24 protein-coding genes are annotated in these 24,723 nt (G+C 38.0%); 5 read left to right on the forward strand and 19 right to left on the reverse strand.

The genetic code is table 11. The features are described 5' to 3' along the window. Positions 1-12: 12 nt before the first annotated feature. Positions 13-1,236 (reverse strand): APC family permease, encoded by a 1,224-nt coding sequence (locus ABYK33_RS02225; RefSeq protein ID WP_373031282.1) that lies wholly within the window; start codon positions 1,234-1,236, stop codon positions 13-15. 167 nt (positions 1,237-1,403) lie between these two features. On the opposite strand from ABYK33_RS02225, the gene ABYK33_RS02230 reads away from it, so the two are divergent. Further along, positions 1,404-2,750: an AAA family ATPase gene (locus ABYK33_RS02230; RefSeq protein WP_373031283.1), complete on the forward strand. Its 1,347-nt coding sequence runs from the start codon at positions 1,404-1,406 to the stop codon at positions 2,748-2,750. A gap of 70 nt (positions 2,751-2,820) precedes the next feature. After that, the gene (locus ABYK33_RS02235) at positions 2,821-4,020 is read left to right on the forward strand and encodes a cation:proton antiporter (RefSeq protein WP_373031284.1); all 1,200 of its coding nucleotides are present in this window, start codon (positions 2,821-2,823) and stop codon (positions 4,018-4,020) included. 25 nt (positions 4,021-4,045) lie between these two features. Here ABYK33_RS02235 and ppk2 (ABYK33_RS02240) read toward each other — a convergent pair whose 3' ends face one another. Genes ppk2 (ABYK33_RS02240) through ABYK33_RS02260 form a run of 5 tightly spaced genes read right to left on the reverse strand, consistent with a single transcriptional unit; the run spans position 4,046 to position 9,532 of the window. Then, positions 4,046-4,876: a polyphosphate kinase 2 gene (gene ppk2 / locus ABYK33_RS02240; protein ID WP_373031285.1), complete on the reverse strand. Its 831-nt coding sequence runs from the start codon at positions 4,874-4,876 to the stop codon at positions 4,046-4,048. Positions 4,877-4,896: 20 nt separating this feature from the next. Then, the gene (gene ppk2 / locus ABYK33_RS02245; RefSeq protein ID WP_373031286.1) at positions 4,897-5,787 is read right to left on the reverse strand and encodes a polyphosphate kinase 2; all 891 of its coding nucleotides are present in this window, start codon (positions 5,785-5,787) and stop codon (positions 4,897-4,899) included. A 42-nt stretch (positions 5,788-5,829) separates the two neighbouring features. Beyond that, a complete protein-coding gene (locus tag ABYK33_RS02250) occupies positions 5,830-6,081 on the reverse strand; it encodes a hypothetical protein (RefSeq protein ID WP_373031287.1) in 252 nt (83 codons plus the stop codon). Beyond that, positions 6,081-7,898, reverse strand: a complete 1,818-nt coding sequence (locus tag ABYK33_RS02255; protein WP_373031288.1) for a Na/Pi cotransporter family protein — start codon at positions 7,896-7,898, stop codon at positions 6,081-6,083. Before ABYK33_RS02255 ends, ABYK33_RS02250 begins: the two co-directional genes overlap by 1 nt. Then, positions 7,898-9,532 (reverse strand): inorganic phosphate transporter, encoded by a 1,635-nt coding sequence (locus ABYK33_RS02260; protein ID WP_373031289.1) that lies wholly within the window; start codon positions 9,530-9,532, stop codon positions 7,898-7,900. Before ABYK33_RS02260 ends, ABYK33_RS02255 begins: the two co-directional genes overlap by 1 nt. 194 nt (positions 9,533-9,726) lie before the next feature. Here ABYK33_RS02260 and ABYK33_RS02265 point away from each other — a divergent pair, with 194 nt between their 5' ends. Continuing rightward, positions 9,727-9,867: a hypothetical protein gene (locus ABYK33_RS02265; protein WP_373031290.1), complete on the forward strand. Its 141-nt coding sequence runs from the start codon at positions 9,727-9,729 to the stop codon at positions 9,865-9,867. 51 nt (positions 9,868-9,918) lie between these two features. Here ABYK33_RS02265 and ABYK33_RS02270 read toward each other — a convergent pair whose 3' ends face one another. The 12 genes from ABYK33_RS02270 to ABYK33_RS02325 form a co-directional block, all read right to left on the reverse strand. Beyond that, the gene (locus ABYK33_RS02270) at positions 9,919-10,284 is read right to left on the reverse strand and encodes an HIT family protein (protein WP_373031291.1); all 366 of its coding nucleotides are present in this window, start codon (positions 10,282-10,284) and stop codon (positions 9,919-9,921) included. Further along, a complete protein-coding gene (locus ABYK33_RS02275; RefSeq protein WP_373031292.1) occupies positions 10,284-10,715 on the reverse strand; it encodes a Sua5 YciO YrdC YwlC family protein in 432 nt (143 codons plus the stop codon). The genes ABYK33_RS02270 and ABYK33_RS02275 overlap by 1 nt, the downstream gene beginning before the upstream one ends. Position 10,716: 1 nt before the next feature. Next, positions 10,717-13,977: a carbamoyl-phosphate synthase large subunit gene (carB, locus tag ABYK33_RS02280; RefSeq protein WP_373031293.1), complete on the reverse strand. Its 3,261-nt coding sequence runs from the start codon at positions 13,975-13,977 to the stop codon at positions 10,717-10,719. Between the two features lie 83 nt (positions 13,978-14,060). Next, complete coding sequence (gene mreC / locus ABYK33_RS02285) at positions 14,061-15,095, reverse strand: rod shape-determining protein MreC (protein ID WP_373031294.1); 1,035 nt, start codon at positions 15,093-15,095, stop codon at positions 14,061-14,063. Continuing rightward, a complete protein-coding gene (locus ABYK33_RS02290; protein WP_373031295.1) occupies positions 15,085-16,119 on the reverse strand; it encodes a rod shape-determining protein in 1,035 nt (344 codons plus the stop codon). Before ABYK33_RS02290 ends, mreC begins: the two co-directional genes overlap by 11 nt. Before the next feature lie 22 nt (positions 16,120-16,141). Beyond that, complete coding sequence (gene clpX / locus ABYK33_RS02295; protein ID WP_373031296.1) at positions 16,142-17,362, reverse strand: ATP-dependent Clp protease ATP-binding subunit ClpX; 1,221 nt, start codon at positions 17,360-17,362, stop codon at positions 16,142-16,144. After that, positions 17,362-18,159 carry an acyl-ACP--UDP-N-acetylglucosamine O-acyltransferase gene (gene lpxA, locus ABYK33_RS02300; RefSeq protein ID WP_373031297.1) on the reverse strand — a complete coding sequence of 266 codons (798 nt, stop codon included), beginning with the start codon at positions 18,157-18,159 and terminating at the stop codon, positions 17,362-17,364. Before lpxA ends, clpX begins: the two co-directional genes overlap by 1 nt. Before the next feature lie 8 nt (positions 18,160-18,167). Continuing rightward, positions 18,168-18,617, reverse strand: coding sequence for a 3-hydroxyacyl-ACP dehydratase FabZ (gene fabZ / locus ABYK33_RS02305; protein WP_373031298.1), 450 nt, complete (start codon positions 18,615-18,617; stop codon positions 18,168-18,170). Positions 18,618-18,675: 58 nt separating this feature from the next. After that, positions 18,676-19,755, reverse strand: a complete 1,080-nt coding sequence (locus tag ABYK33_RS02310) for an epoxyqueuosine reductase QueH (RefSeq protein WP_373031299.1) — start codon at positions 19,753-19,755, stop codon at positions 18,676-18,678. 3 nt (positions 19,756-19,758) lie between these two features. Continuing rightward, positions 19,759-20,802 (reverse strand): lipid-A-disaccharide synthase, encoded by a 1,044-nt coding sequence (gene lpxB / locus ABYK33_RS02315; protein ID WP_373031300.1) that lies wholly within the window; start codon positions 20,800-20,802, stop codon positions 19,759-19,761. Positions 20,803-20,824: 22 nt separating this feature from the next. Continuing rightward, positions 20,825-21,388, reverse strand: coding sequence for a hypothetical protein (locus ABYK33_RS02320; RefSeq protein WP_373031301.1), 564 nt, complete (start codon positions 21,386-21,388; stop codon positions 20,825-20,827). After that, the gene (locus tag ABYK33_RS02325; RefSeq protein WP_373031302.1) at positions 21,385-22,782 is read right to left on the reverse strand and encodes a Na+/H+ antiporter NhaC family protein; all 1,398 of its coding nucleotides are present in this window, start codon (positions 22,780-22,782) and stop codon (positions 21,385-21,387) included. The genes ABYK33_RS02320 and ABYK33_RS02325 overlap by 4 nt, the downstream gene beginning before the upstream one ends. Between ABYK33_RS02325 and ABYK33_RS02330 the strand changes: the two genes are divergently transcribed. Next, positions 22,781-23,464, forward strand: a complete 684-nt coding sequence (locus ABYK33_RS02330) for a L,D-transpeptidase (protein WP_373031304.1) — start codon at positions 22,781-22,783, stop codon at positions 23,462-23,464. The two genes, ABYK33_RS02325 and ABYK33_RS02330, sit on opposite strands and share 2 nt — an antisense overlap. A 4-nt stretch (positions 23,465-23,468) precedes the next feature. Here the strand turns inward: ABYK33_RS02330 and ABYK33_RS02335 are convergent, their stop codons facing one another. Beyond that, on the reverse strand, positions 23,469-24,320 hold the full coding sequence (locus ABYK33_RS02335) for an energy transducer TonB (protein ID WP_373031306.1): 852 nt from the start codon (positions 24,318-24,320) through the stop codon (positions 23,469-23,471). Between the two features lie 109 nt (positions 24,321-24,429). Between ABYK33_RS02335 and ABYK33_RS02340 the strand changes: the two genes are divergently transcribed. Continuing rightward, the coding region (locus ABYK33_RS02340) for an aminotransferase class III-fold pyridoxal phosphate-dependent enzyme (RefSeq protein ID WP_373031307.1) at positions 24,430-24,723 on the forward strand (294 nt) is incomplete at its 3' end.

Consider the following 24,723-nt stretch of genomic DNA (forward strand, 5'->3'; position numbering starts at 1 on the left):
TTTTATCGTCTGCTAAAATCCTGAGACAATTTGAAATCCGAGTAGGGTGAGATTAAGAATAATGGCAATGGCAGGGATGATCATAGGATACGTTTTAATATCTTGTGGATGTGGATCTTTTAATTTGATCCTAATAAGTGATATATTTACAAGGGTAAATATAATAAAAATAAGAAAACTGGTTGACTGTGCCAAAGTAAGAATAGGAAAAGCAGTAGCCAAAAGAAAAACAAGCAGACTGGCAAAGATAGTGGCATTTATGGGGGTTCTTGTTTTTGGATGGACAACACTGAGAAAAGTAGGTAACCATCCTTGTGTACTCATGCCATAGAATATTCTTGAAACCATGATAATTTGTATAAGTGCACCGTTGATCACAGCAAACAATGCGATGACACTTAAAATCGTTGCTTTTGAGTGTGTAGCTGTTTCATATACTTTAGCCAATGGTGCCTTGGAGTGGGCCAAGTCATTGACTGGTACGACAGAAATGGAGATTATAGCAATGGCGATATAAAAGAGTGTAGCAATGATCAGAGTAATGATAATGGCTTTGGGCATAGTTTTAGTAGGGGTTTTGACCTCTTCAGCAATATTGACCATGTCTTCAAAACCAATAAAGGCATAAAATGCTAAAAAAGCACCTAATATGATTGCGTTCAATGCGCTGAACTCAATGGGCGGTGTGAAACTCTCAAGCGTATGTATATCCCATGAAACATACTCAAATCCAACATAAATGATCATAGCAAGACCAAAGGTTTCGATTAATGTAAGTAAAGCAGTAATTGTAATGGATTGGGTAATACCCCATATGGCAATAGTACATATGAGCATGACAACTATAAGTGATGTAATAATCTCTGGAGTCTGTATAAAAGTACTCAGGTAGCCGTCAAATCCATCCAAGATAGTAGCAGAAGAGAGAATCCCTGTGAGGGCAATACTGAGGCCTATAAATGTAGAAAAAACAGGGTTGTTAAATCCGGCATTGATATAAACTGCTTCTCCTGCACTCACAGGATATCTTGCACTAAGCTCAGCATAGGTCAACGCCGTAAAAGAGACAACGATACAGGCAAGAAGGAATGAAAGAGGGATATAAATTCCAGCCAAACCAGCCATCTCGCCGATAAGAACATAAATACCCGCACCAAAGATGTTACCCAACCCATAAAAAACCAGCATAGGCAAAGTAACATTACGTTTTAATTTAGGCTTGTCTATACTATCCATTTCGCTACTTTAGGCATATTTATTGTTATAGTATATTACAATCTAATCAATATGCAAAATAGTACTACTAATAAAAAATCTTGCAGGTTTGGGAGAAAGAGTTATGCTAAAATTAGAGTATAGAATAGAATAGAATTATGAAGTGTATAAATTCACAAAGGTTTGAGATGGCAACGAAAAAATCAAAAGATACACCTACGATAAAGAAGTCAAAAATTGGCTTTGATGATGTTGTAGGACATAAGCAGATAAAAGAGCGACTAAAAGGGATCATTAAGATCATAAAAAACCCTGAAATGCTTGAACGTTTTGATACGGCTATACCTAAAGGTCTGCTTCTCTATGGGCCAGTTAGTGTTGGTAAAAGTATGCTTGCAAAAGCATTTGCAAAAGAAGCAGCACTCTCTTATATGGAGATATCCGGTTCTAAACTCTTTGAACTTGATCATATTAAAGATGTGTATGAGATAGCTTCAAAGAATGCACCATGTGTGGTTATACTTGAAGATATAGATGTTAAAGGCATTATGCAGGGCGCAATCACCAATGTTTCTTTTGCAGATATCGCCAAAGTACTGGAGTCTACAGATGAGAGGGTTTTTACTGTTGCTACAGCTGAGAGTCTTGATGAAATAGACCCTGTATTAACATCATCACAGAAACTTGATTTTTTACTGGAAGTATCAGAACTTGATAAAGATGCAAGAAGGTTCTTTATAGAAAAGATCATGCAAAAACCACATGATACAAAGATCGATGTAGAACGTATCGTACGCTATATCGCAGGTATGAGTGCTTTAGAACTTGAAAGAGTTGGACGTATGGCAGCACTCAGTGTTGTTGAACAGGACAAAGAGCTTATTACAGAAGAGATACTCATTGAACAGATCAATATTATCAAATATGGGCATAAAGTTGAAAAGAAGATGATTGAGAATCTTGAAAAAGAACTCAAAATGACAGCTTATCATGAAGCAGCCCACGCAGTACTTTCAGTTTTACTTTTACCTCAGATTAAAATCGAACAGGTCACGATAGCACCAAGAAGTAAAATGCTCGGTTTTGTCTCTTATAATGATGATGACCAGCTATCAAATATATCAAAAGAAAGTTTGTACCACGATATTTGTGTACTGCTTGCAGGTCGTGTGGCAAAGGTCAAAAAAATGGGAAGTGAACATATGGATAGCGGAGCACAAAATGATCTTTCTCAAGCTTCATTACAAATCTATGCAGCCATTACGACTTTAGGGATGGATAAAGAACTAGGGTATATCAATATCAATGCTATTGGTACTTTAGACAACTATTTTCTGGAACAACAAATTGAAAAAAGATTTTTACATTGGATACATGTAGCAAAACAAGATACAGAAAAATTAGTGGATGCACATTGGGGTAAGATAGAAACTTTGGCACTCAAATTGATAGAACAGGAAATAGTAGAGAGTGATGAACTCTCTAAGATCATAGGGGAGAGTGAAATAGTCCATAAAATACCAGACAGCCTGTAGAAGATCATATTTTACAAAGAAGAAATTATGAATGGTGTTATATATTATATAGTTTTCAGTACAATTAAATATGGATGTACATAATTTTTTTCTGATACTTTTTTTAATTTTAGTGACTGCCAGAATTTTAGGTGAGTTATTTGCCCGTTTGGGCATCCCTTCTGTGTTAGGGGAATTGAGTGCCGGTATATTACTTGGTGTCTCAGGATTTGGTATCATAGAGGTAAATGATATACTCAAAGTACTTGCTGAGATAGGTATTCTGCTTTTACTCTTTGAAATAGGCCTAGATACTGATATCCAGCGGCTTAAAGAAGCAGGCCCTAAAGCAATTATTGTTGCATTATTTGGTGCAGTGTTTCCTTTTACCGTTTCAGCAATAGTCGCTTATTATGTATTTGATCTAACACTGGTTGTATCTCTTTTCATTGGTGGTACTATGACTGCAACGAGTATAGGGATAACCATGAGGGTGTTAAAAGATCTCAAAAAAGAACACTCAGATATTGCCCAGATCGTTATTGGCGCAGCGGTAATAGATGATGTCTTAGGCGTAATCATCCTTGTATTTATTTATGACTATGCCGTCATGCAAGAGTTAAGTGTGTCAAATACCTTGAATACAACCATATTCATTTTATTATTCCTGACGTTCGCGCCTATTTTTGCAAACTTTATCTCTAAATTTATGAAAGAAGCTGATAAACATCAAAAAGTACCTGGGTTTATACCAACAATAATTATATCTCTCATTGCACTATTTGCATATATTTCACATCTTTTTGGTGCACCAGAGATCTTAGGTTCATTTGCTGCAGGTATCGCACTTTCAAGACGTTTTATATTGCCTTTTGGTATAGGGTTGAGAAATGATGAAGTGTATTTGGAAAAAATAAAAAATGCTATTACTCCCATTGCCCAGATGTTTACACCTATATTTTTCGTGATGGTCGGATTATCGGTGAATTTAAATGTGATTGACTTTTCATCAACACAATTTTGGTCCCTAGTATTTATTTTCCTGTCAATTGCTGTTATTGGAAAATATATGGGAGCTTTTTTCCTAAGAAAAACAAGTGAATTAAAAAAAGCATTGATCGGTATTTCTATGATACCACGTGGAGAAGTGGGGCTTATATTTGCTGAAGTAGGGCGTGTGAACGGCATACTTGATAATCATATCTATGCCGTTCTGATCTTTGTGATCATCGTTACAACTGTCGCCCCACCATTCTTACTTAAATGGCTTTTTAAATATGACAAGTCGTAACCTTTTATAGCATTATGTATGGAAATTATTTGATCGTAGACTTGAAGTTTTTTTCCATGGATATCGCTTCATCACTTCCATAAGCAATAATATCACAATCTACTTTTATAGCTTTGTTACTGATCTTTTCTGGATAATCAACAAAATTCAGGATATGTTTTATACAATTGATTCTAGCTTTTTTCTTGTTGTCACTTTTAATAACTGTCCAAGGTGCTGATTTTATATGGGTAGCACTTAACATCATAAATTTTGCGAGCGAGTATTCATCCCATAATTTTTGTGACTCTTTATCTACAGGTGAAAGTTTATACTGCTTTAGAGGATCAGTTTCTCTTGCTTTAAATCTTCTTGCCTGCTCATCTTTAGATACTGAAAAATAAAATTTAAACATTTGAATATCTTCATCTATGATCATCTGTTCAAACTGAGGTGCATCTTTTAAAAACTTGTGGTGCTGTCTTTCAGTACAAAAACCCATAACAGGTTCAACCATTGCTCTGTTGTACCAACTCCTGTCAAAAAGAACGATCTCACCAGCACCAGGAAGGTGCTTCGTGTATCTTTGAAAGTACCATTGTGTACTTTCTTTATCACTAGGTTTTTCAAGGGCAACAACTCTTGCACCTCTTGGATTTAGGTGTTCAGTAATTCTTTTGATCGTACCACCTTTTCCGGCAGCATCTCTACCTTCAAAGATCATCAATATTTTAAGACCTTTATCTTTGACATGGTTTTGAAATTTTAGAAGTTCAACTTGAAGTCTCTTTAATTCTTTCTCATATGCTAAGGTTTCTTTCTTTACCCAAATTTGAACTTTCTCATTATGCTTGTTTGACTTTTTATTCTTTTCCATTTTATTCCTTTGATATAGGGTTAACCTATAAATTTCCCACTACTACTTCTTTGTGCATCCATGATCTCTATTTCTCTAGCTCCAGAGATCACTACTTCAGGATTAAGCGTATAGTCAAGATCTTCATCTCTATGTGAATAATTGACAGAGTTTAAGATGACTTTGAGTGATTCAATTCTTGCATGTTGCTTTTCATTTGACCGGATTACTGTCCACGGGGCATTGTATGAGTGTGTTTGTTTAAGCATATTATATTTTGTCTCTGTAAAATCATCCCATCTGTCTTGAGCTTGTACATCTATCTCACTTAGTTTCCATTGTCTGAGAGGATCGGTTTTTCTTCTTTCAAATCTTCTGGCCTGTTCATCTTTTGTCACAGAAAAATAAAGTTTAATGAGAATGATCCCTTGTCTGGTAAGATCCTTTTCAAATCCTTTAACACCTTTCATAAAATCATCATATTCTTTTTTAGTACAAAAGCCGAAAACTGATTCTACCATGGCTCTATTGTACCAACTTCTATCAAACAGGACAATCTCACCACCTCTTGGGAAATGTGAGATGTATTTTTGGTAAAACCATTGAGTCTTCTGTTCTTCTGTTGGTTTCCCAAGTGCTACTATACGATAATGTTTTTCATTCATATAACGTGTAACTCTTCTTATGGTTCCACCTTTTCCGGCTGCATCACGACCTTCAAAAAGTATGATCATTTTTTGATTTGTATCTTCAAGATGTTGTTGAAGCTTAATAAGTTCAGCTTGATAAGGCTTGAGTGCTTGTTCATTACTTCTTTTTACTTCAGCTTTATTTTCAGAGCTTGTTTCTGATTTAGATTTTTTGTATACATCGATTAACTCATCTAATGAGATCGCATTACCATCTATGTCTACTATATTGTTATCTGTCATTTTATTCCTTTGTTATATTTGTAGGTTTATATTTGATTGTTATTACTTTTCAGAATAAAGACCGTGTAGGATCTTTTTCCCTTTTTTGATCTGACAAGAAATGATTTCAAGTTCCTCTTTTAACTCATTTTTCTCTTTTTTACCTAAAGAGGCTTCTAGCAATTTATTGATCTTCCTTTTTCTTTCCCGGAGTCTCTTTAAAAGATCTTTGAGGGATTTCTTTTTTCCTTCTATCCCATAATCATTTAATCCCAGCGTATGTTTAACATTTTTAATAAACTTTTTGATACCCATTAATCATCCTTTTTTTCCAAAATTAGTTCAATATCCTCAGCATTCATTGCCAACTCTTCATTGAAGCTTATAGTATTAGTACTTATATCTGTAAATGTTACTTCCGCCATATCAATAAGGTTTTTACTAATATCATAGGCATAGGCACTGTCATTCATGAGTGATGTTGCCATTTCATTGGTGATCAATCCCTCTCTAATAAGCTTATCAAGTGTACCATTGGCAAGAATATCATATTTCTCTGTGTGTACTTTAGCTTTTGAGAGTAACAATAACTTTACATCTTCTTCGTCGGTCGTCGCAATGATGTTGATATTTCTTAAAAGTTCAGAAAGGTCTCTTCTAATAATATCGTATTGCTCTTTGATATGTGTATTTGCACTCTGTGAGTACTTGATCAAATTCTTTTGTAAATGCTTCGTATCTTTCACTGCTTCCACAATATCCCTATTTGCAAGTTTTAACTTATAGAGTATTTCAATATCATTTGGAGACATAGCTGATTGTGCTCTTGTGGAAAAGTCGATGATCTCTCCATAGATACCTTTTATTTTATTGTTATAAAATTCATCTACGTTGATAGGATCTTGGCTATATGACTCTTTGATCACTTCTTCTAAAGGCATGGATGAGATAATATTGGTTCGTTTTAAGTTTAAACCATGCGTAATGATCTCAAAGGCATTTTCATAGAGATGTTTTGTCTCTCTGACAATTGCTGCCATGGAGGTTGAGGGAAGCTCGAGAACTGACTCATTAAGGTATCTGGCACTGTCATACCCTGCATCAGACCTTGCGCTATCCACTTTCAATGTTGATTCAAGAAATGTGACAAGTTTACCTATGAACGGTACCATTACAAGTACGCCTATCACATTGAAAATGGTATGAAAAACAGCAAGTTTAAGTGCATAATCATCATTGGCTATTCCCACATAAGCACTTATTGCATCAACGGAATACATGAGTTGATGAATAAATAGTATAGCTATGAGCCCCGTGACACCATTAAATATTAAGTGTGCCCCAGCCAGTTGTTTACCAACGATATTGGAGCTCATCGCACCAAGAATAGCAGTGATTGTTGTACCGACATTTGCCCCAATTGCCAAAGCCAAAGCATTCTCATAACTTATTTGTCCAGCAGCAAGAGCTGTGATGATCAAAACCAGAGTAGCATGGGATGATTGCATCACAACGGTTGCAAATATACCAATACCTGTAAAGATGAAAAGTCCTGTATACCCTGTAACAGCATAACTTGCCAGGTCAATAGTGTCTTTAAATGCTTCAAAACCATCTTTCATATAGTGGATACCCAGAAATAAGAATCCTAATCCTGTAAGTACATACCCTATACCTTTAAGTGATTTTGCTTTTTGAAAGATCAGGATTACACCAAATACGAGCATAGGCATAGCATACGCAGAGATCTTCACTTTTAAACCTAGACCGGCAACAAGCCAAGCACCTGTTGTAGTTCCAATGTTTGCACCAAAGACAATTCCAATTCCTTGTGCAAGACCGATCAATCCTGCCCCTAAAAAGGAGATAGTCAGTACCGAAACCAAAGAACTTGATTGCATAATGGTTGTGGTGAGTATACCAAAACCAATACTTTTGTAGAGTTTATCAGTAGATTTTTGTAATATCTTCTCTAGTGTTCCTCCTGAGAAAGCTTTAAAACCTTCTTCAAGAGACAACATACCAAATAAGAAGATAGAAACACCCGCCGCTATCACCTTGAAATCTGGACTTACCCAAAAACCATAAGCCAGAATGATAAAGATTGTTGGTAATAATATTTTTCTCAACATTAAAGAACAATTCCTTTAATCATGAAAAATATTGCCGCAGATAATACAGCAGCAGCAGGGACAGTGATAACCCATGCAGCGATAATTTTTTTCACAGCATCTCTTTTAACATATTTTACTTTTTCTACATTTTTAATATGCTTTTTAGCTGCTTTGATCTTATCTTCTTCATGATCAATAGCTTTATAAAGGTCAACGATTCTTTCATAGTCTGATTTTGTTTTATTTTCTTTGTCTTCCAATGTTTTAAGCTCACCTGTATATGCTTTTAACATTTTTTTCTCATCTTCAATATTTCCCTGTTCTTTTTCTATGATCTCTTCTTGTCCTGTAGAAGCAAGATATTCTCTTAAAAAACCAACACCGAAAATACCACCAACTGCAATGTGCGTTGAAGATACAGGAAGCCCTAACTGAGAAGCGATAATAACCGTAATAGAAGCTGCCATAGCAACAGAAAAAGCTCTCATTTGGTCTAATTCAGTGATCTCGCTACCGACAGTTCTGATAAGTTTTGGGCCATATAGAGCAAGACCAATTGCAATACCAAGAGCTCCAACAGCCATAACCCATAATGGAATACCGGCCTTTGTAGAAATACCACCGGTCATGACTGCATCATTGATAGCGGCCAATGGCCCAATAGCATTTGCAACGTCATTTGCACCATGTGCAAAACTCAACAGTGCTGCTGCAAAAATCAAAGGTACGGTAAATAACATGTTGATACCAGCTCTCGTATTTTCAAGACTAGATGCTCTGTGCTGAACTGTTTTTTTAACGATCATATATACCACTAATGCAACAATGAGTCCAAAAACAGCTGCTATAAGAAAAGAAGGTTTTTTAGCATCAGGTAGAAAGACCAAAACATCAACGATGGAAGGCCAGATCTTTTTTAGTCCTTTGAGTGTTAAGTAGGTGACAAAAGCCCAAGACATAATAGCGACAAAAATAGGTACCCATTTTTTAGCAGCATCAATTTTATTTTCCTTGAATACCATGGTCTTTTTAATAGCAAATAAAAATGTCGCTGCAATGATTCCACCGAGTACAGGTGAAATGACCCATGATGCAGCTATTTTACCCATTGTACCCCATGCAACTATACTAAATCCTGCTGCCGCGATACCTGCACCCATTACACCACCAACGATAGAATGCGTTGTTGATACAGGTGCTTTCATCATGGTTGCAAAATTGAGCCATAATGCAGCTGCCAATAGTGCCGCCATCATAGCCCATATAAAAGGATCAACATTACCACCAAATGCGTCTATGTCAATAATACCCTTCTTAATGGTTTTTACAACATCACCACCTGCTATAAATGCACCACTTCCTTCAAAAATGGCTGCTATTATAATAGCCCCACCCATAGTCAGTGCTTTTGAACCAACTGCTGGTCCTACGTTATTCGCAACGTCATTTGCACCAATGTTCATCGCCATGTAGGCACCAAAGAGTGCTGCAATAGCTAAAAATACATTGTTGGGTATTCCTCCTGAACTTAAAAAACTATAAGATAAAACTGCTACCATGAAGAAGAGCGCAAATCCGAGTCGTATAAAATCAATACCACTACTCTTTATTGCCTCTTTTTCCATCTTTTTTACTGTTTGAATCATTTCCATTTTCCTCAATCCTTTTAATGTGTGTATCTATATAGTATACTCCTTCTCGTCTTAGTAGTTATAATAAATATGACTTAAAATTAAAAGTTGTTTATTAATAAGTTTAAGAATATCTACAATAAATTTTATGTTATACTATTATATAGCCTTGCTAGAAAATAAAATATGAGGGTTTAAATAAAAAAGGAGTTAGTATGGAATTTGTATATGTTGCGATTGGAGTTATTATAGGTGTTGTAGGGGCGATTGTTCTTGATGTAGATAAGTTTTCAAACAAAGTTGCAAAAGAGGAAGAAAAAATTGATACTAAAGAAGAGCATAATGAGGGAAAATAAATAACTCGGAATATAACTCGGACCAAAAAATCTTTTTGGTCCGGGAAAATATTATGAAATAGCTTTAATCACTTTTTCGCAAAAACTTTCAAACTCAGGTAAATCCAATTTTCCTTCTCGTTGTTTTGTTCCCCACATTGGTTCAGGGAAAAAACTGTCTTCTTCAAAACGTGCCATGATATGCCAATGTACATGAGGCAAATAATTACCAAAACTGGCTATATTTATCTTCTTGGGATCATAGTAAGCGATCATCTCTTTTTCTATAATGTCTAAAAGATCATAAATTTCAAATTTTATGAATCCCGGTACTTCACTCATCTCTTTGTAGGGATGCTGTGTAAAGATCTTAAGCCAAGGGATCTCACTGGCTTCTACTTCTATCCTGATATTGGTGTTTTCATAGATGATTGACATTAACGTATCCTTTTTAGTGAGTATTTTCCAAGCTTGTAAATTTGTGAGGCTTGATCGGTTTTTTTGAGTGGTTCTATAATAACATCTGCCTTCTCTCTGGCAAAAGATTCATCATACGATTGATTACTTAGATTGGCAGAAGTGGTATATGCCCATTTAAGACGATCTAAGAGCAACAGGTGATGTTTATCTTGTATGACACGGTACGAATACCCATTTGGCATAATAAACGTAGTTTTTCTTGCTCTTCGAACTTTGTTTTTATATTTTTGAGGCACACGAGTAAATGCTTTGAGTGTATGTAGTGAGTTGACTGCTTTGATATAGTACTTGTGAGGAGGGCGTTGTTTGATCTCTGTGAGTCTATCGGCATTTTGTGAGACAAAACCGATAGTGGTATCGGTCTGTGTCAAAAAAACTTTATCTTTCATCTTAACTTAAATAATCTTGTAATGCTTTAGGCTCAAGTTCACCACTTGCCGCCTTAAGTTCTTTTATGGCCGATGCTGTTGCTTTTGCCGCTGCTAATGTAGTGAAATATGCTACATGGTTAGCAAGAACAGATTGTCTGATGGTTTTGGCATCATCTTTACTTGCTTTGTTATCTGAAGTGTTGATAGCCAATGCTATTTCTTCATTTTTGATCATGTCATCAATATTTGGACGACCTTCAGAGATTTTCATTACTTTTGTTGAAGGGACACCTGCTTCTTGAAGTGCAGTATGTGTTCCCGAGGTTGCAACGATATCAAATCCAAGATCAGTAAACATTTTACCTACTTCACCTGCTTGTGCTTTGTCATTCTCGGTAAGAGATATGAAGAGTTTACCCTCAAGAGGGATGTTGTTCTTAGAGGCAAACTGACTTTTGGCAAAACTCATACCAAAAGTATCAGATATTCCCATTACTTCACCTGTAGACTTCATTTCTGGACCTAAGATAAGGTCAGAACCTGGAAGTTTATTGAAAGGGAAGACGGCTTCTTTAACGGCTACATGACCTTTAAGGATCGGTTCCATGATCTTTTTGTCAAAGTTTACTACATTAAATGTATCGTAAAACTTGAGCGCCTCTTTAAGGTCACCTTGGATCATTACTCTTGTTGCTACTTTTGCCAACGGTACACCCGTAGCTTTAGATACAAATGGAACTGTTCTTGAAGCTCTTGGATTTACTTCGATCAAGTAGATCTCACCTTTGTGGATTGCGTATTGGATATTCATAAGTCCCACTACACCAAGTCCAAGTGCAATCCTCGCTGTTTGCTCTTTTACTTCTTCTTGAAGTGCATCAGAGATGGAAACCGGTGGAAGTGAACATGCAGAGTCTCCAGAGTGGATACCCGCTTCTTCAATGTGCTGCATCACTGAACCGATGTACACATCTGTACCATCACAGATCGCATCAACATCCAGTTCAATAGCATTGTCAAGGAATTTATCGATAAGAACAGGTGCATCATTTGATACACTTACCGCTTCATCCATATATTCTCTAAGCTCTGCATCTGAATAGACAGTACGCATACCACGTCCACCAAGTACGAAGCTTGGACGAACAAGTACAGGGTAACCGATACGGTTTGCGATAGCCATCGCTTCATCTTTAGCAAAGGCTGTACCATTGTCTGGCTGTTTAAGTCCCAATTCATCTATGAAAGTAGAGAACTGCTCTCTATCTTCAGCAAGGTCGATCACCTTTGCCGTTGTTCCTGAGATATTTGCTCCGATCGCGGTAAGGCTTTTAGCCAATTTAAGGGGTGTCTGTCCACCAAAGTGTACGATCACACCGTCTGGTTTTTCAAGCTCGATCACATTTCTTACATGTTCAAAGTCGATCGGCTCAAAGTAGAGGATATCTGAAGTATCATAATCAGTTGAAACTGTCTCTGGGTTACAGTTATACATGATAGACTTCATACCCATGTCTTCGATTGCAAATGCTGCGTGTACACAACAGTAGTCAAACTCGATACCTTGACCAATACGGTTAGGCCCACCACCGATAACCAGTACTTTTTTATCATCATTTTCAGCGATAGGTGCTTTAGGAAGTTTTGTAATGTTTGTTGAAGAATAGAGGTAAGGTGTAAGTGCTTTGAACTCTGCCGCACATGTATCTACTTCATTGTAATCAAGCGTCACACCTTGCTTTTCTCTGGAAGTGTAGATGTCATTTTCTGTAAGGTTATGACCCTCTTTTTTATTGATCACTTCAGCGATCATAGCATCAGAGAAACCTTCACTTTTCACTTCTCTAAGGCGTGTAGGATCAGAGAGTAGGGCAATATCCATCTCTTTCTCACGAAGGGCAAGTTCTTCAAGCTGGTAAAGGTACCATCTGTCAATTTTAGAAAGGTCAAAGATCGCATCAACACTCATACCGCGTCTGAGCCCTTCAAATACATAAAGCATACGGTTCTCATTTGGACGTCTGATCTCTCTGACAAGCTCTTCACCATCACATTTAATAGGATTAAAACCGGTAAGTCCAGTTTCAAGTGAACAGAGTGCTTTCTGGAAAGACTCTTTAAATGTACGCCCGATACTCATCACTTCACCTACAGACTTCATTGCAGTTGTAAGTGTAGAGTTTGCAAGCGGAAATTTTTCAAAAGTAAATCTAGGTATTTTTGTTACAACATAATCGATAACCGGTTCAAAACTTGCAGGTGTTCCTGTAATGTCATTGGTAATCTCATCTAATGTAAACCCAACTGCAAGAAGCGTAGCCACTTTAGCGATAGGATAACCTGTCGCTTTAGATGCAAGTGCAGAAGAACGACTTACTCTAGGGTTCATTTCAATAACGATCATACGGCCAGTATCAGGATCGATAGAAAATTGTACGTTTGACCCACCTGTATCAACACCTACTTCACGTAAGATCTTGAAAGAGGCATCTCTCATGTTTTGAAACTCTTTGTCTGTCAGTGTCAAAGCAGGGGCTATAGTGATAGAGTCTCCTGTGTGAACACCCATAGGATCAAAGTTTTCAATAGAACATACGATGATGCAGTTATCTTTATTGTCTCTGATAACTTCCATCTCATATTCTTTCCATCCAAGCATAGATTCCATGATCTCGATCTCATTGATCGGACTTGCATCAATACCTTCTTCTGCAAGTTTTTTAAACTCTTCCATATTATATGCTACACCTGAACCACCACCTGCAAGAGTAAATGATGCTCTACTGATTACGGGGAAACCAATCTCCTTTGCAACTTTCATCGCTTCTTCAACACTGTAAGCATTGGCACTTTTAGGTAGATCCATACCAATTTTGATCATGGCTTCATTAAAAAGGTGTCTGTCTTCACCTTTTTTAATGGCATCAGGATGCGCTCCAAGGAACTTAACCCCTTCAAGCATACCAGCTTCATACATATCCATAGCAACGTTGAGTGCAGTTTGTCCACCCATTGTAGGTAAGATAGCATCAACGTGTTCTTTTTTAATGATTTTATCAATTACTTCAGCAGTAATAGGTTCGATGTAAGTACGGTCAGCAAACTCAGGGTCTGTCATGATCGTAGCAGGATTAGAGTTGATAAGTACAACTCTATAGCCTAACTCTTTAAGCGTTTTAGCTGCCTGAGTTCCAGAATAGTCAAATTCACAAGCTTGACCGATAACGATAGGTCCAGAACCGATAAGTAAAATAGTTTTGATGTCATTGCGTTTTGGCATGGAGAAATACCCTTGATTTTTAGTTTGATATTATACATAATTTAGATAGTAAAAGCCCTTAAAAAAAGGGCAAATGTAAGCTTTTAAAAGAGGTCTAAGCTACTTGAGTCAGCTTTAGGCTTCTTCTTTTTGACTTTTTTAGGGGATTCTACTATTTCAGAAGGTTCTACTGGCTCAATAATATCTTCTTGTGTCTGATCTATACGACTCGGAATACTTGAAATAAGAGGTGTACTTATGTTGGCATCTTTTAGCGGTTCAATCGTACGATTCTGCTCAACATTGGTGTCTGGAATACTGTACCTGGTCGCTAAGTTGGTACTGTTAGAGTCAAAACCTTCTGCAAGTGTGGCTTTCGCATCATTGATCAGGAAAAATGTTTTTGGATGAAAAGTATCACTATAGGTTTTAATATGTGCAACAGTATAAGAACTCTGCACTTCTACTTTTGTTACAAGACCAACAGGTATATCTGCAAAAAATATGTCATCTAAACCCGAGGTAACAACTTTATCTCCTTCTTTGATCTTATGCCATTTTGGTATGAATTTGATGATCATTTCATTTTCTTTTAGTCCCAAAGCAATACCCGGTGCTTTTGTCTTTCCTATGAAAACAGAGAAACGACATTTTTTATCTGACGTCAGGTAGCCATAGAGTTGATTGTTATGGACTCTTGCAGTACCTGCAACCACACTTCCTTGTATGAGACCATAGAGTTTTTCTTCTACCAGTCCTTTAGGTTTGGTAAGCATAATTTGAGAAAAACTGTTAAGTTTTACATAGGAGATAGTATCAGTGATAGATATGTTTTTTACAGGTACATGACTTAATGTTGGAAGTACTTCATAAATGTCTTTTACTTGTTCTATATAGTGGATCTGCTCTAGAAGTCGTTTACGTAAGATACGATTTTCTTTACTTAGCTTTTCTATAGATTCTTTTTGAAAAATATAGCTTTGGCTTTTATTTTCTAAATTTTGTGTAAAATTTTTATACTTTTGTTTAATGGGGTTTATAATATTGAGAAGCGTATCTGAAATACGCTCATCATTTCGTGATAGCAGGACTGTTAATATAAGCAACAGTAAGGCTATGATGACAAGTCTAGTCTTCATATGCCATTTGTTGTAGTAGATCTAGTTCGTCTAGTGCAATACCGGTACCTTTAGCAACAGCAAGAAGAGGGTCTTCCGCGACATAAACGGGAAGTTTTACGATATCTGAAAGATATTTGTCAAGACCTCTGATAAGTGCCCCACCACCTGTAAGTACGATACCGTTTTCTACGATATCTCCAGCAAGTTCCGGTGGTGTTTGTTCAAGCACATCTTTAAGTGCTTCTGCGATCTCTTCAATTGAATCTTTCATTGCTGCTCTGATATGTTCAGAAGTGATCTCTATAGCAGTAAGGCTTCCCTCAACTTGATCTCGACCACGTACGGTAGTTGACATCTCTTCTTTGAGTGGGATAGCAGTTCCGATCTTAATTTTAAGTTCTTCAGCAACACGCTCACCAATGAGTAGGTTAAAGTTCTTTTTAATATAGTCGATGATCGCCTGGTCAATGTTGTCACCTGCAACACGAATAGACTTAGAAATGACCAAACCGCCAAGTGAAGTAACACCAATCTCTGTAGTACCTCCACCAATATCAACTACCAGGTTACCATTAGGGTCTTTTACCGGTATACCGGCACCGATAGCCGCAGCCATAGGTTCTTCTATAAGATAAACATATCTTGCACCTGCATTTTCTGCAGAGTCCTTTACGGCACGTCTTTCAACCTGAGTCAAACCATAAGGTACACAGATAATAATACGCGGAGAAAAGAAACCTTTTCTCTTATGTGCTTTTTCAATGAAGTAACGGATCATCATTTCTGTGACTTCGAAATCAGCGATAACACCATCTTTCATAGGACGAATAGCTTTGATATTTCCTGGCGTTTTACCTACCATGTCTTTTGCTTCCTGTCCTACAGCAAGTATACGCTCTCTACCATGTTTGTCATATTGGATAGCAACCACTGAAGGTTCGTTAATGCTGATACCTTGACCTTTTACAAGTACAAGTGTGTTTGCAGTTCCTAAGTCGATCGCTAAATCGTTAGAAAACATTCCTAATAATCGTTTAAACATTTATATATCCTTTTTTGTTCTACTACGCTGTTTTTTTATCTTTGATGTACAAAGGTTTTGCACCTGACTCAACTACATCATTTGTGATCACTACCTCATATCCACTCAGTTCAGGTAACTCATACATAATATCGAGAAGAAGCTCTTCAAGTATGCTACGCAATCCTCTTGCACCTGTTTTTCTGTCCAATGCTTTTTGTGCGATCAATATAAGTGCATCTTCTTCAAAGCTAAGTTTCACATCATCAATTTCAAAGAGTTTCTGATATTGTTTGAGGAGTGAATTTTTAGGCTCAACCAAGATACGAACCATATCTTCCTTACTGATCTCACCCAGTGTAGCAAGTACATGAAGACGACCAATAAGTTCAGGAATGAGTCCATAAGAAACAAGATCATCAGCTTCAACCAGATGCAGAAGATTCTCTTCTTCTTTCTTAGAACGTTTCTCTTGACCAAAACCAAGTGTATTTGCACCAAGTCTTCTTTTAAGTATATCATTAAGACCATCAAATGCTCCACCACAGATGAAGAGAATATTTGAAGTATCTATCTGTATAAAGTCCTGGTTAGGGTGCTTACGTCCACCTTTTGGTGGAATATTAACAACGGAACCTTCTATGAGTTTAAGTAGGGCCTGTTGTACACCTTCTCCTGAAACATCACGCGTTATGGAGCGATTTTCACCCATTCTGGCGATCTTATCGACTTCATCAATAAAGACGATACCCTGTTCTGCACGTTGTGGGTCACCATCAGCAGCCATCAGCAGTTTCGTAAGAATATTTTCTACATCTTCACCAACATATCCGGCTTCCGTTAGGTTTGTAGCATCTGCTATAGCGATAGGTACATTTAAGAATCTGGCAATTGTTTGTGCCAAAAGTGTTTTTCCTGAACCTGTTGGGCCAACAAGAAGTACATTAGACTTAGCGATTTGTGTATCATCATCAATGTTGTCTTTAAAAATACGTTTATAGTGGTTATAGACAGCAACGGAAAGTGTTCTCTTCGCTTTTTCCTGACCAATGACATAGTCATCAAGCAGTGCATTAATCTCTTTAGGTGTATAAAGCGTTTGTGTTCCTAAATCTGCTTGTGCTTCTTCCTGCTCTTCTTCTCCAAAGAGAATTTTGTATGCAGAGACTACACAGTTGGAACAGATATAGGCATTTTCACCAGCGATGAGTGGATTCTCCTCACTTTCTTGTGCTTCACAAAAGCTACATGCTTTAATTGTCATTATTTATCCTCATTTGTTTTTGTTCGTGTAAAGGGAATACCTCTTTTAGAGGCTATAATAAATTCACAAAGTTGTTTTACTTTTTCAGAGCTTGTACTCTCAAAAATATTTTGTGCTACTTCTTGCAGTGGCTTACCCTGTTCAAAGAGTTCTCTATAGGCTGCTTTGAGAGCATTGATCTCTTCTCGCTCTATGTTTCTACGTAACCCAGTCAGATTGAGTCCTCTCAAACTTGCACGGTTACCTTCTGCCAAACAGAAAGGTGGAATGTCTTGCGCCAAGGCACTGGCTCCACCTATCATTGCATAGTCACCGATACGTACAAACTGATGTATAGGTGTGAGGCCACCGATAACGACATGGTTACCTAGTTCTACATGTCCTGCAAGTGTAGCACCATTTGCCAGGATACAGTTATCTCCAATGATCACGTCATGACCTAAGTGCACGTACCCCATAAGCAGGTTTCCATTTCCTATCTTGGTAACAGAACCACCACCTTCCGTTCCCGGATTGAGCAGGGTAAACTCTCTGATGGTATTGTTGTCTCCTATAATGAGTTCAACATGTTCACCATTAAATTTCAAATCTTGAGGTATCGTACCCACAGCAGAGTGGGAAAAGATACGGTTACCTTTACCGATGGTTGTATGGCCTTCGATCACAGCATGGGAAGCTACAGTAGTATTATCGCCTATTTTTACATTTTCACCAATATAGGCAAAAGGACCTACAGATACGTTATTGCCTAAGATAGCTCCATCTTCTATGACTGCGGATGCGTGTATTAAAGACATCAACAAACCTATTTGTCTACGATCATAGCTTTAAGTTCAGCTTGCGCTACCACTTTGTCATCTACATATGCTTTTGCATCAAGCTGCCATACAGCACCTTTGTTTTTGATCACAGATATTTTGTAGATAAGCTGATCACCCGGAGTAACAGGTGAACGGAACTTCGCTTTATCAATACTCATAAAGTATACGACTTTATTTTCTATCTCATCCTGGCTCTCTATATCCATACTTTTAAAAGCCAATACACCACCAGCTTGAGCCATTCCTTCAATGATCATTACACCTGGGTAGATAGGGTGACCTGGAAAATGTCCTTGAAAAACAGGTTCAGAAATAGAAACATTTTTTAAACCTTCAATATACTCACCCGGAGTAAGTTCAGTAATTCTGTCCACTAGTAAAAATGGATATCTGTGTGGTAATATGTTTTGAATATCTACAACGTTATAAAGCATAGAGAGACCTTTGATTTGAAAATTCTCTTATTTTATCTAAAAGTTTGTAAAAAGCGGTTTATATTTCTATCAAGACTTCTTTAACATCGCTGTAGGTTTTACTTTGGCAAAGGATCTCTATCTTGTTAATGGGTATCTCTTCTACGACCATGATAATAGACAGATCGTAAGGTGTTACCCCCAGTTTCGCACGCAGTGCTACTTCTTGACTAAAAGTGGGTGGAGAATAGATGAGTTCGGTGACTGTACTATAGTCCGTATCGGCCACATCATTGTAGTGCTTGAGTGTGATGAAACGTACCTCATCACGGTTCATATGATACACTTCCCCTATGTTGTACTCTATCTTTCCTCTGGTGTACTCACCTTTGATAGTGGAGTAGGGTAAAAAATGTGCTGGCACAACTTCTTTACGTACACGAAGTAAGCCCATAGTTAAACGCCAGTTTAAAAAACGTTGTTTGATTATCTTGTGCGGGATCTGTTCTTCTTCCATTTGCCAACGTTTCTCGTACATTTCTATACGTTCTTCTATGGACTCGGGCTGTATCTGACCAGACAAAGGTACAAATAATTCATCAGCCAGTTTTTCCTGTTGGTCACGTTGTATATTGAGAGCGAACATACATCCACAGTAGTCTTGACGGTAAAGTGAATCTTCTTTAGCCAAGATGTTCTGTTCCTGTGTCCCTGAAGCTTTTCTATAGTCAGGAGCCACAAAAGTGATGCCTTCTTGTTCAGCTAATAGATCACCGGATGCTTGGAGTTGTTGGAGTGATTTTTTAGGACTTGTGAGTAGGGTGGAGGTAAACGCAGTCTCTCCCATTTCGCTGGCTTTTTTTGCAGAAACTTCAAAACGTCGGTCGAAGCAGACACCGCAACGTGAGCCTTTTTCAGGTTCGTGCTCCAAACCGCGTACAGCTTCAAGCCAGTTTTCTACATCATAGTCGCCTTCTATGAGGTCTATGCCCAGCATTTTACAACTTCGTTTTACATCCAGCAGCCGTAAGTAGTATTCAGAGTAGGGATGTATGTTCGGATCATAAAAGAATCCGGTCAATTTTTCTTTCGGGTATTCTACTTGTAGTTTTTGTAAAAAGTAGTGGCTGTCTACAGAACAGCAGATATGAACTAACATCGTTTATTCCATTATGATTTTTGCAACATTCTCTGAACTTCCATGAGAAAGATATGCTTTCAATTCTTCTGCTTTTTGAGCGAAGATATTACGGTCGGTATTGTAGTACTCTTTGAGTAAGTTGTCAACTGTGACTTCTTCCTGGAGTATTTCGTTGTGTAAAGTCGTGTTATTGTAGTGTGTCAAGATGATGTTTGCCAGGCCTACTTGTTTGATGCCAAGCAGTTTTGTACCTATGAAGAAGTCTACTTTCTTTGCTATGTAGGCCAAAGTAAATGGTGTACCGATGAGAGCTGCTTCAAGTGTGGCAGTACCTGAACATATAAATGCAAACTCTGCACGTCTAAGTGCTTCATGGGTGTCACGTACAACTTCAAATTCTCTGTTGCCTCGGTAGAGTTTGGCTATTTTGTTTCTAGAAAATGAAGGCGGAATGACCAGCAAAGGTCTGATCTCAGGGAATTTTCTGCGTAATTCCAAGAAAACAGGCATAAGTCGTGTTATCTCACTTTTGCGGCTCCCTGGCATAAAAGCAATGCATCCTTTGGTCTCTTCATCATTTCTGTGTACATCAATTTCATCAAGTAAAGGGTGACCGACATATTGTGCTTTCTCACTGTTGTAAAAGTCCATCTCAAAAGGAAGAATACCCAGCAGTTTGTCACAGTACGCTTCTAATTTCTTTACTCGTTTAGGACGGCTTGCCCATACTTGAGGGAGGATATAGTAGATGATCTCTTTATCTGGGTAATTCTCTTTTAGTTTTTTAGCCAGGGGAAGGTTAAATCCTGAGGAGTCCATAAGAAGGATCTTATCTGCATCTGCGGCAAGTTCTACCATTTCATCTGCCACTTTAAAGAACCAGCGTAATTTCTTGATGGCATCTACCACACCCATAATAGCCATTTCACTTATGTCATAAAGCGGTGTACCTTCTTTTATACTTTTGTCGAAGATACCTAGCAGCACTACATCATGTGTATGTTGAAGTACTTCTTTTAAATGCAGGTTTGATGAAGGTTCGAGGGCTGAGACGAGAAGTTTCATTTAATGCTTCCTTGTGTATAACTCATGATTTATCTTCTTTCAACAATTTCTTCTGTAAAGGTTTAGAATCTATTACTTTTATATCCCTGGGAGTTTCGATCTCTCTTAGTCTTTCATTTTCCAATCTTTTGCCTCTCCAATAATATCCACCCATCACACCACCGGTTGCTGTAATAGCTAAGAGACCGGCTGTTACCATTTGCGCAAAAATAAACAATGCTCCCACACCCAAAGCAGCTGCAAAAGCGGCACCCACTTTGAAGTTGGCCTTTGCATGGGCTTTTTGAGTTTCTTTTGTAATGTTCTTATGGGCTTCTTTAATGACACGTTCTTTTGCCCGCTGCGCATTGACTCGAAGTTTATCACGTTCATTGGCAAAATCATCTTTCACTTTAACAATGGCATCTTTACTGTGATGTCCTGCTATAGAGTTAAACCAAAAAGCAACGACAAGGGCAATAATCAGTAAGGGAATAGCTAAACGTAAAATTCCTGTCATATTTAACTCAGCAGGGGCCAACAGAATCAACACATAAGTCGCTACCTGAGCGATAATAATACCAAAGAGAAATTTTAAGAGATTCATACTGTTAACCACCCAGCCGCTAAAAATGCACCTGATGCGAGTACTCCGCCAAAGAGTGCATAAGGTAGCTGTGTTCTTACATGTTCCACATGGTCACATCCAGCTGCCATGGATGAAATGATGGTTGTGTCAGAGATAGGCGAGGAGTGGTCTCCAAAGATCCCTCCTGAGATGACAGCGGCTATGACTAAAGGGATATGCAGATCCATCGTCGCACCCAACGCCAGACCTATAGGCATCATAATTGAAAATGTTCCCCAGCTTGTTCCTGTTGAAAATGCGGTAATACTCGCCACTAAAAAGATGAGAAGGGGAATGAGCATAGGAGAGATGTTTCCGCTTAGCATATGTGCCAGGTATTTGGCTGTACCAAGGTCACCAATGACTTTACCTATGAGTAGGGCAAAGAGCATGATCATACCTACGGGTATCATATCCCCTATACCTTCGTAGAATCCCTTAAAGTAGTTTTTGTGAGTGAGGGCTTTAGTCGGTACAAAATAGAGGTACATAAAGAAGAGTGTTACTATCACTGCATAGTACACGGAAGTAGAACCAGAGCCTTTAAATATGTCACCTTCTCCTGTAAAATAAAGCCCTACAGGTACCATGATAACCATCACCAAAATAGGTAAAAGCATTTTGTAGGGAGTAGCTTTTACATGTGCCTTATCATCCGGTAAAACGTAGGCTACTGGGGTAGAGTTTTTCATAGGTCCAATATTGATATTTAAAAATATAACACCTAAGACTATGGCTAAAGTAAAGAGGGAATAGAAGTTAAAAGGGATAGAGGCGATGAGCAGAGAAATACCATCACCTGAGATCACTTGAGAATCAATAGCCGTAATGATAAGACCTAAAAGCAATGCACCCCAGGCATTCAGTGGAATGATCGAACAGATAGGAGCAGACGTTGAATCACAGATGTAGGCAAGTTTTTCTCTACTAACACCATTTTTATCACACAAAGGTTTTGCTACAGTTCCTGCTACAAGTGCTGTGATGGAAGACTCTATAAAAATGATCACACCAACAATATAAGCAAGCATCATTGCTCCTGTTGGAGAATCGATCTTCTTCGCTTTTTGACTCAGATATAAAACAAAACTGTCTACAGCCCCACTAAGTGTCAGTAGTCTGATAATAGAACCGACCATAACCACAAACAAAAGCATTTTTGCGATCCAACCCTCAGAAAAAAGGGCAATGACACCATCAAAAAGTGCGATGAAGGCATCTATAGGATTATAAGCATTCAATACGAGTAAACCTGCAAATATACCGCTCATGAGTGAAACGATCACATCTTTGGTTATAATAGCTAAAATGATTGTCAGCAACGGGATTGCTATTGATACGATTCCATATTCCATAGAAGGATTATACCACATGAAGATTGTACTTGCACTATGTGTGACACTTATCACTCTACAGGCTCAAACAAAACAACTTTTGGTCGTAACAACAAAAAATTGGTCTGCACCTACAGGGACTCTGCAACGTTATGCACTGCATGACACAGGTTGGCAAAAAGTGGGTGATGAGATAGATATTAAACTGGGTAGAAATGGTTTAGGATGGGGCATAGGGCTGCATGAAGTACCAAAAGATGCACAGATCATTAAAAAAGAGGGTGACGGCAAAGCACCAGCAGGTATCTTCGAACTCAAACAAGCCTTCGGATATGCACCTTTTAATGTAAAGTACCCATATGAAGTTTACAAAGAGACAGACCATTGTGTAGATGATATAAAGTCAAGTTTTTATAATAAAATAGTAGACAGTACTAAAGTAGAGGTTGATTATAAAAGTAAAGAACATATGAAGTTTCCTAAAGACTACTACAAGTATGGTATTGTTGTGAATCATAACCATATAGATGAAAAGGGAGCCACAAAGGGTGCAGGGTCATGCATTTTTATACATATCAAGCATGTGCCTACAGCCGGATGTACAGTCATGAATGAAAATCAGATACAAACACTGCTACACTGGTTGGATCCGGAGGCAGAACCGCTTTTAATTCAGGGAACAGAGGATGTGGTAAAAAAGCTTTGGAAAACGCTTAGATAAGTTTTTAATAAATACTGTACCTTACGTAAAACACGATCTTGGTTTTTTTGTTGGGTAAAGGGTAGTCTTTATAGGCGATACGTATCACGTCTAAAGTATTTTGGTCCAAAGCCTGGTGGCCTATATGCCTTTTTAATTTGAGGTCCGAGATATCACCGTTTGGATGGAGATAAAAAGAGACGATGTTGGTTCCCTGCTGTCTTGTACGCACCGCGACATCCGGATAGCCGTTTCGGGTAAGTGTACGTTGCGTGATACTGTGGATGGTGCCCAGATTGTTTTTAATAAACTTTTTTTGTGTTTCACTGTAGGTATTGAATTCTTCACCATAAAGCTGATTGATCATTCTTGCACCATAACTGCCTGAGGATGATGGCCGGCTCCGCTGAGTAGGGAACATCGATGTACCAGAACCCATGAGTGCATTGGCAAGAGGGTCACTTGAACGCTTAGGTTGTCTGTATTGTTTCGTTTTTTTCACTACAGACTTTTTCTGTACCTTTTTAACAATTTTCTTCTTCTCCTCTTTTTTAACGACCTTTTTTACAGGTTTGGGCACTGTTTTAGTGACATTATTTTCTTCTGTGCTCTGCTGTGCAAATACCTTTTTACTCTCATCTAAATCTTTTCTCTTTATGGGTTGTACTGCTGTTTCCATCGGTTTTTGGATGAGTGGCTTGGGTATGGGCGGAGTCACGATGGGTTTAGGTACAGGCACTGGCTTTGGTTTAGGTGCAGGAGGAATAACCATCTGTTGCAGATTAAGGCTTATCTTTTTATCTTCTTTCTTAGTGGGTAAGAAGGTGATCTCTTTCCAGTTTTTAGTAAAGAGCAGCAAGATCAGTAAATGTAACAATAAAGAGAGTAATAATCCTTTCAACGTTCTGATGATACTCTCCTTGTATATAGCCCTAAGTGCCGTTAGTGTATAATCTTTGCAATTATACATTATGAGGATTAATAACATGGCATATGACAAAAGTATAGCAGCATTTGAAGAAGCATATAAAGTGATACCCGGGGGGGTTGACTCACCGGTACGTGCATTTTCAGGAGTAGAGGGTACACCACCATTCATCCAAAGAGGTGAGGGGGCATATCTTTTTGATATTGACGGTAACAGATATATCGACTATGTACAAAGTTGGGGTCCGCTTATTTTTGGTCATGCAGATAAAGAGATCGAAACATCAGTGATAGAGGCCGTTCAAAGAGGATTGAGTTTCGGTGCTCCTACGACTATAGAGACGGAGCTTGCA

This window comes from Sulfurovum sp. (genome assembly GCF_041562805.1).
Classification (GTDB): domain Bacteria; phylum Campylobacterota; class Campylobacteria; order Campylobacterales; family Sulfurovaceae; genus Sulfurovum.

Coding starts and splice junctions, on each gene's coding strand:
- ABYK33_RS02250 (WP_373031287.1), bottom strand. CDS start 6,081: ATGGGTATCAAAAAGTTTATTAAAAATGTTAAACATACGCTGGGATTA.
- ABYK33_RS02255 (WP_373031288.1), bottom strand. CDS start 7,898: ATGTTGAGAAAAATATTATTACCAACAATCTTTATCATTCTGGCTTAT.
- ppk2 (WP_373031285.1), bottom strand. CDS start 4,876: ATGGAAAAGAATAAAAAGTCAAACAAGCATAATGAGAAAGTTCAAATT.
- ABYK33_RS02225 (WP_373031282.1), bottom strand. CDS start 1,236: ATGGATAGTATAGACAAGCCTAAATTAAAACGTAATGTTACTTTGCCT.
- ABYK33_RS02270 (WP_373031291.1), bottom strand. CDS start 10,284: ATGTCAATCATCTATGAAAACACCAATATCAGGATAGAAGTAGAAGCC.
- clpX (WP_373031296.1), bottom strand. CDS start 17,362: ATGACAATTAAAGCATGTAGCTTTTGTGAAGCACAAGAAAGTGAGGAG.
- ABYK33_RS02310 (WP_373031299.1), bottom strand. CDS start 19,755: ATGTTAGTTCATATCTGCTGTTCTGTAGACAGCCACTACTTTTTACAA.
- ABYK33_RS02325 (WP_373031302.1), bottom strand. CDS start 22,782: ATGTGGTATAATCCTTCTATGGAATATGGAATCGTATCAATAGCAATC.
- lpxB (WP_373031300.1), bottom strand. CDS start 20,802: ATGAAACTTCTCGTCTCAGCCCTCGAACCTTCATCAAACCTGCATTTA.
- ABYK33_RS02230 (WP_373031283.1), top strand. CDS start 1,404: ATGGCAACGAAAAAATCAAAAGATACACCTACGATAAAGAAGTCAAAA.
- ABYK33_RS02275 (WP_373031292.1), bottom strand. CDS start 10,715: ATGAAAGATAAAGTTTTTTTGACACAGACCGATACCACTATCGGTTTT.
- ABYK33_RS02320 (WP_373031301.1), bottom strand. CDS start 21,388: ATGAATCTCTTAAAATTTCTCTTTGGTATTATTATCGCTCAGGTAGCG.
- ABYK33_RS02330 (WP_373031304.1), top strand. CDS start 22,781: ATGAAGATTGTACTTGCACTATGTGTGACACTTATCACTCTACAGGCT.
- fabZ (WP_373031298.1), bottom strand. CDS start 18,617: ATGCTTTATAACGTTGTAGATATTCAAAACATATTACCACACAGATAT.
- lpxA (WP_373031297.1), bottom strand. CDS start 18,159: ATGTCTTTAATACACGCATCCGCAGTCATAGAAGATGGAGCTATCTTA.
- mreC (WP_373031294.1), bottom strand. CDS start 15,095: ATGAAGACTAGACTTGTCATCATAGCCTTACTGTTGCTTATATTAACA.
- ABYK33_RS02260 (WP_373031289.1), bottom strand. CDS start 9,532: ATGGAAATGATTCAAACAGTAAAAAAGATGGAAAAAGAGGCAATAAAG.
- ABYK33_RS02290 (WP_373031295.1), bottom strand. CDS start 16,119: ATGTTTAAACGATTATTAGGAATGTTTTCTAACGATTTAGCGATCGAC.
- carB (WP_373031293.1), bottom strand. CDS start 13,977: ATGCCAAAACGCAATGACATCAAAACTATTTTACTTATCGGTTCTGGA.
- ppk2 (WP_373031286.1), bottom strand. CDS start 5,787: ATGACAGATAACAATATAGTAGACATAGATGGTAATGCGATCTCATTA.
- ABYK33_RS02235 (WP_373031284.1), top strand. CDS start 2,821: ATGGATGTACATAATTTTTTTCTGATACTTTTTTTAATTTTAGTGACT.
- ABYK33_RS02265 (WP_373031290.1), top strand. CDS start 9,727: ATGGAATTTGTATATGTTGCGATTGGAGTTATTATAGGTGTTGTAGGG.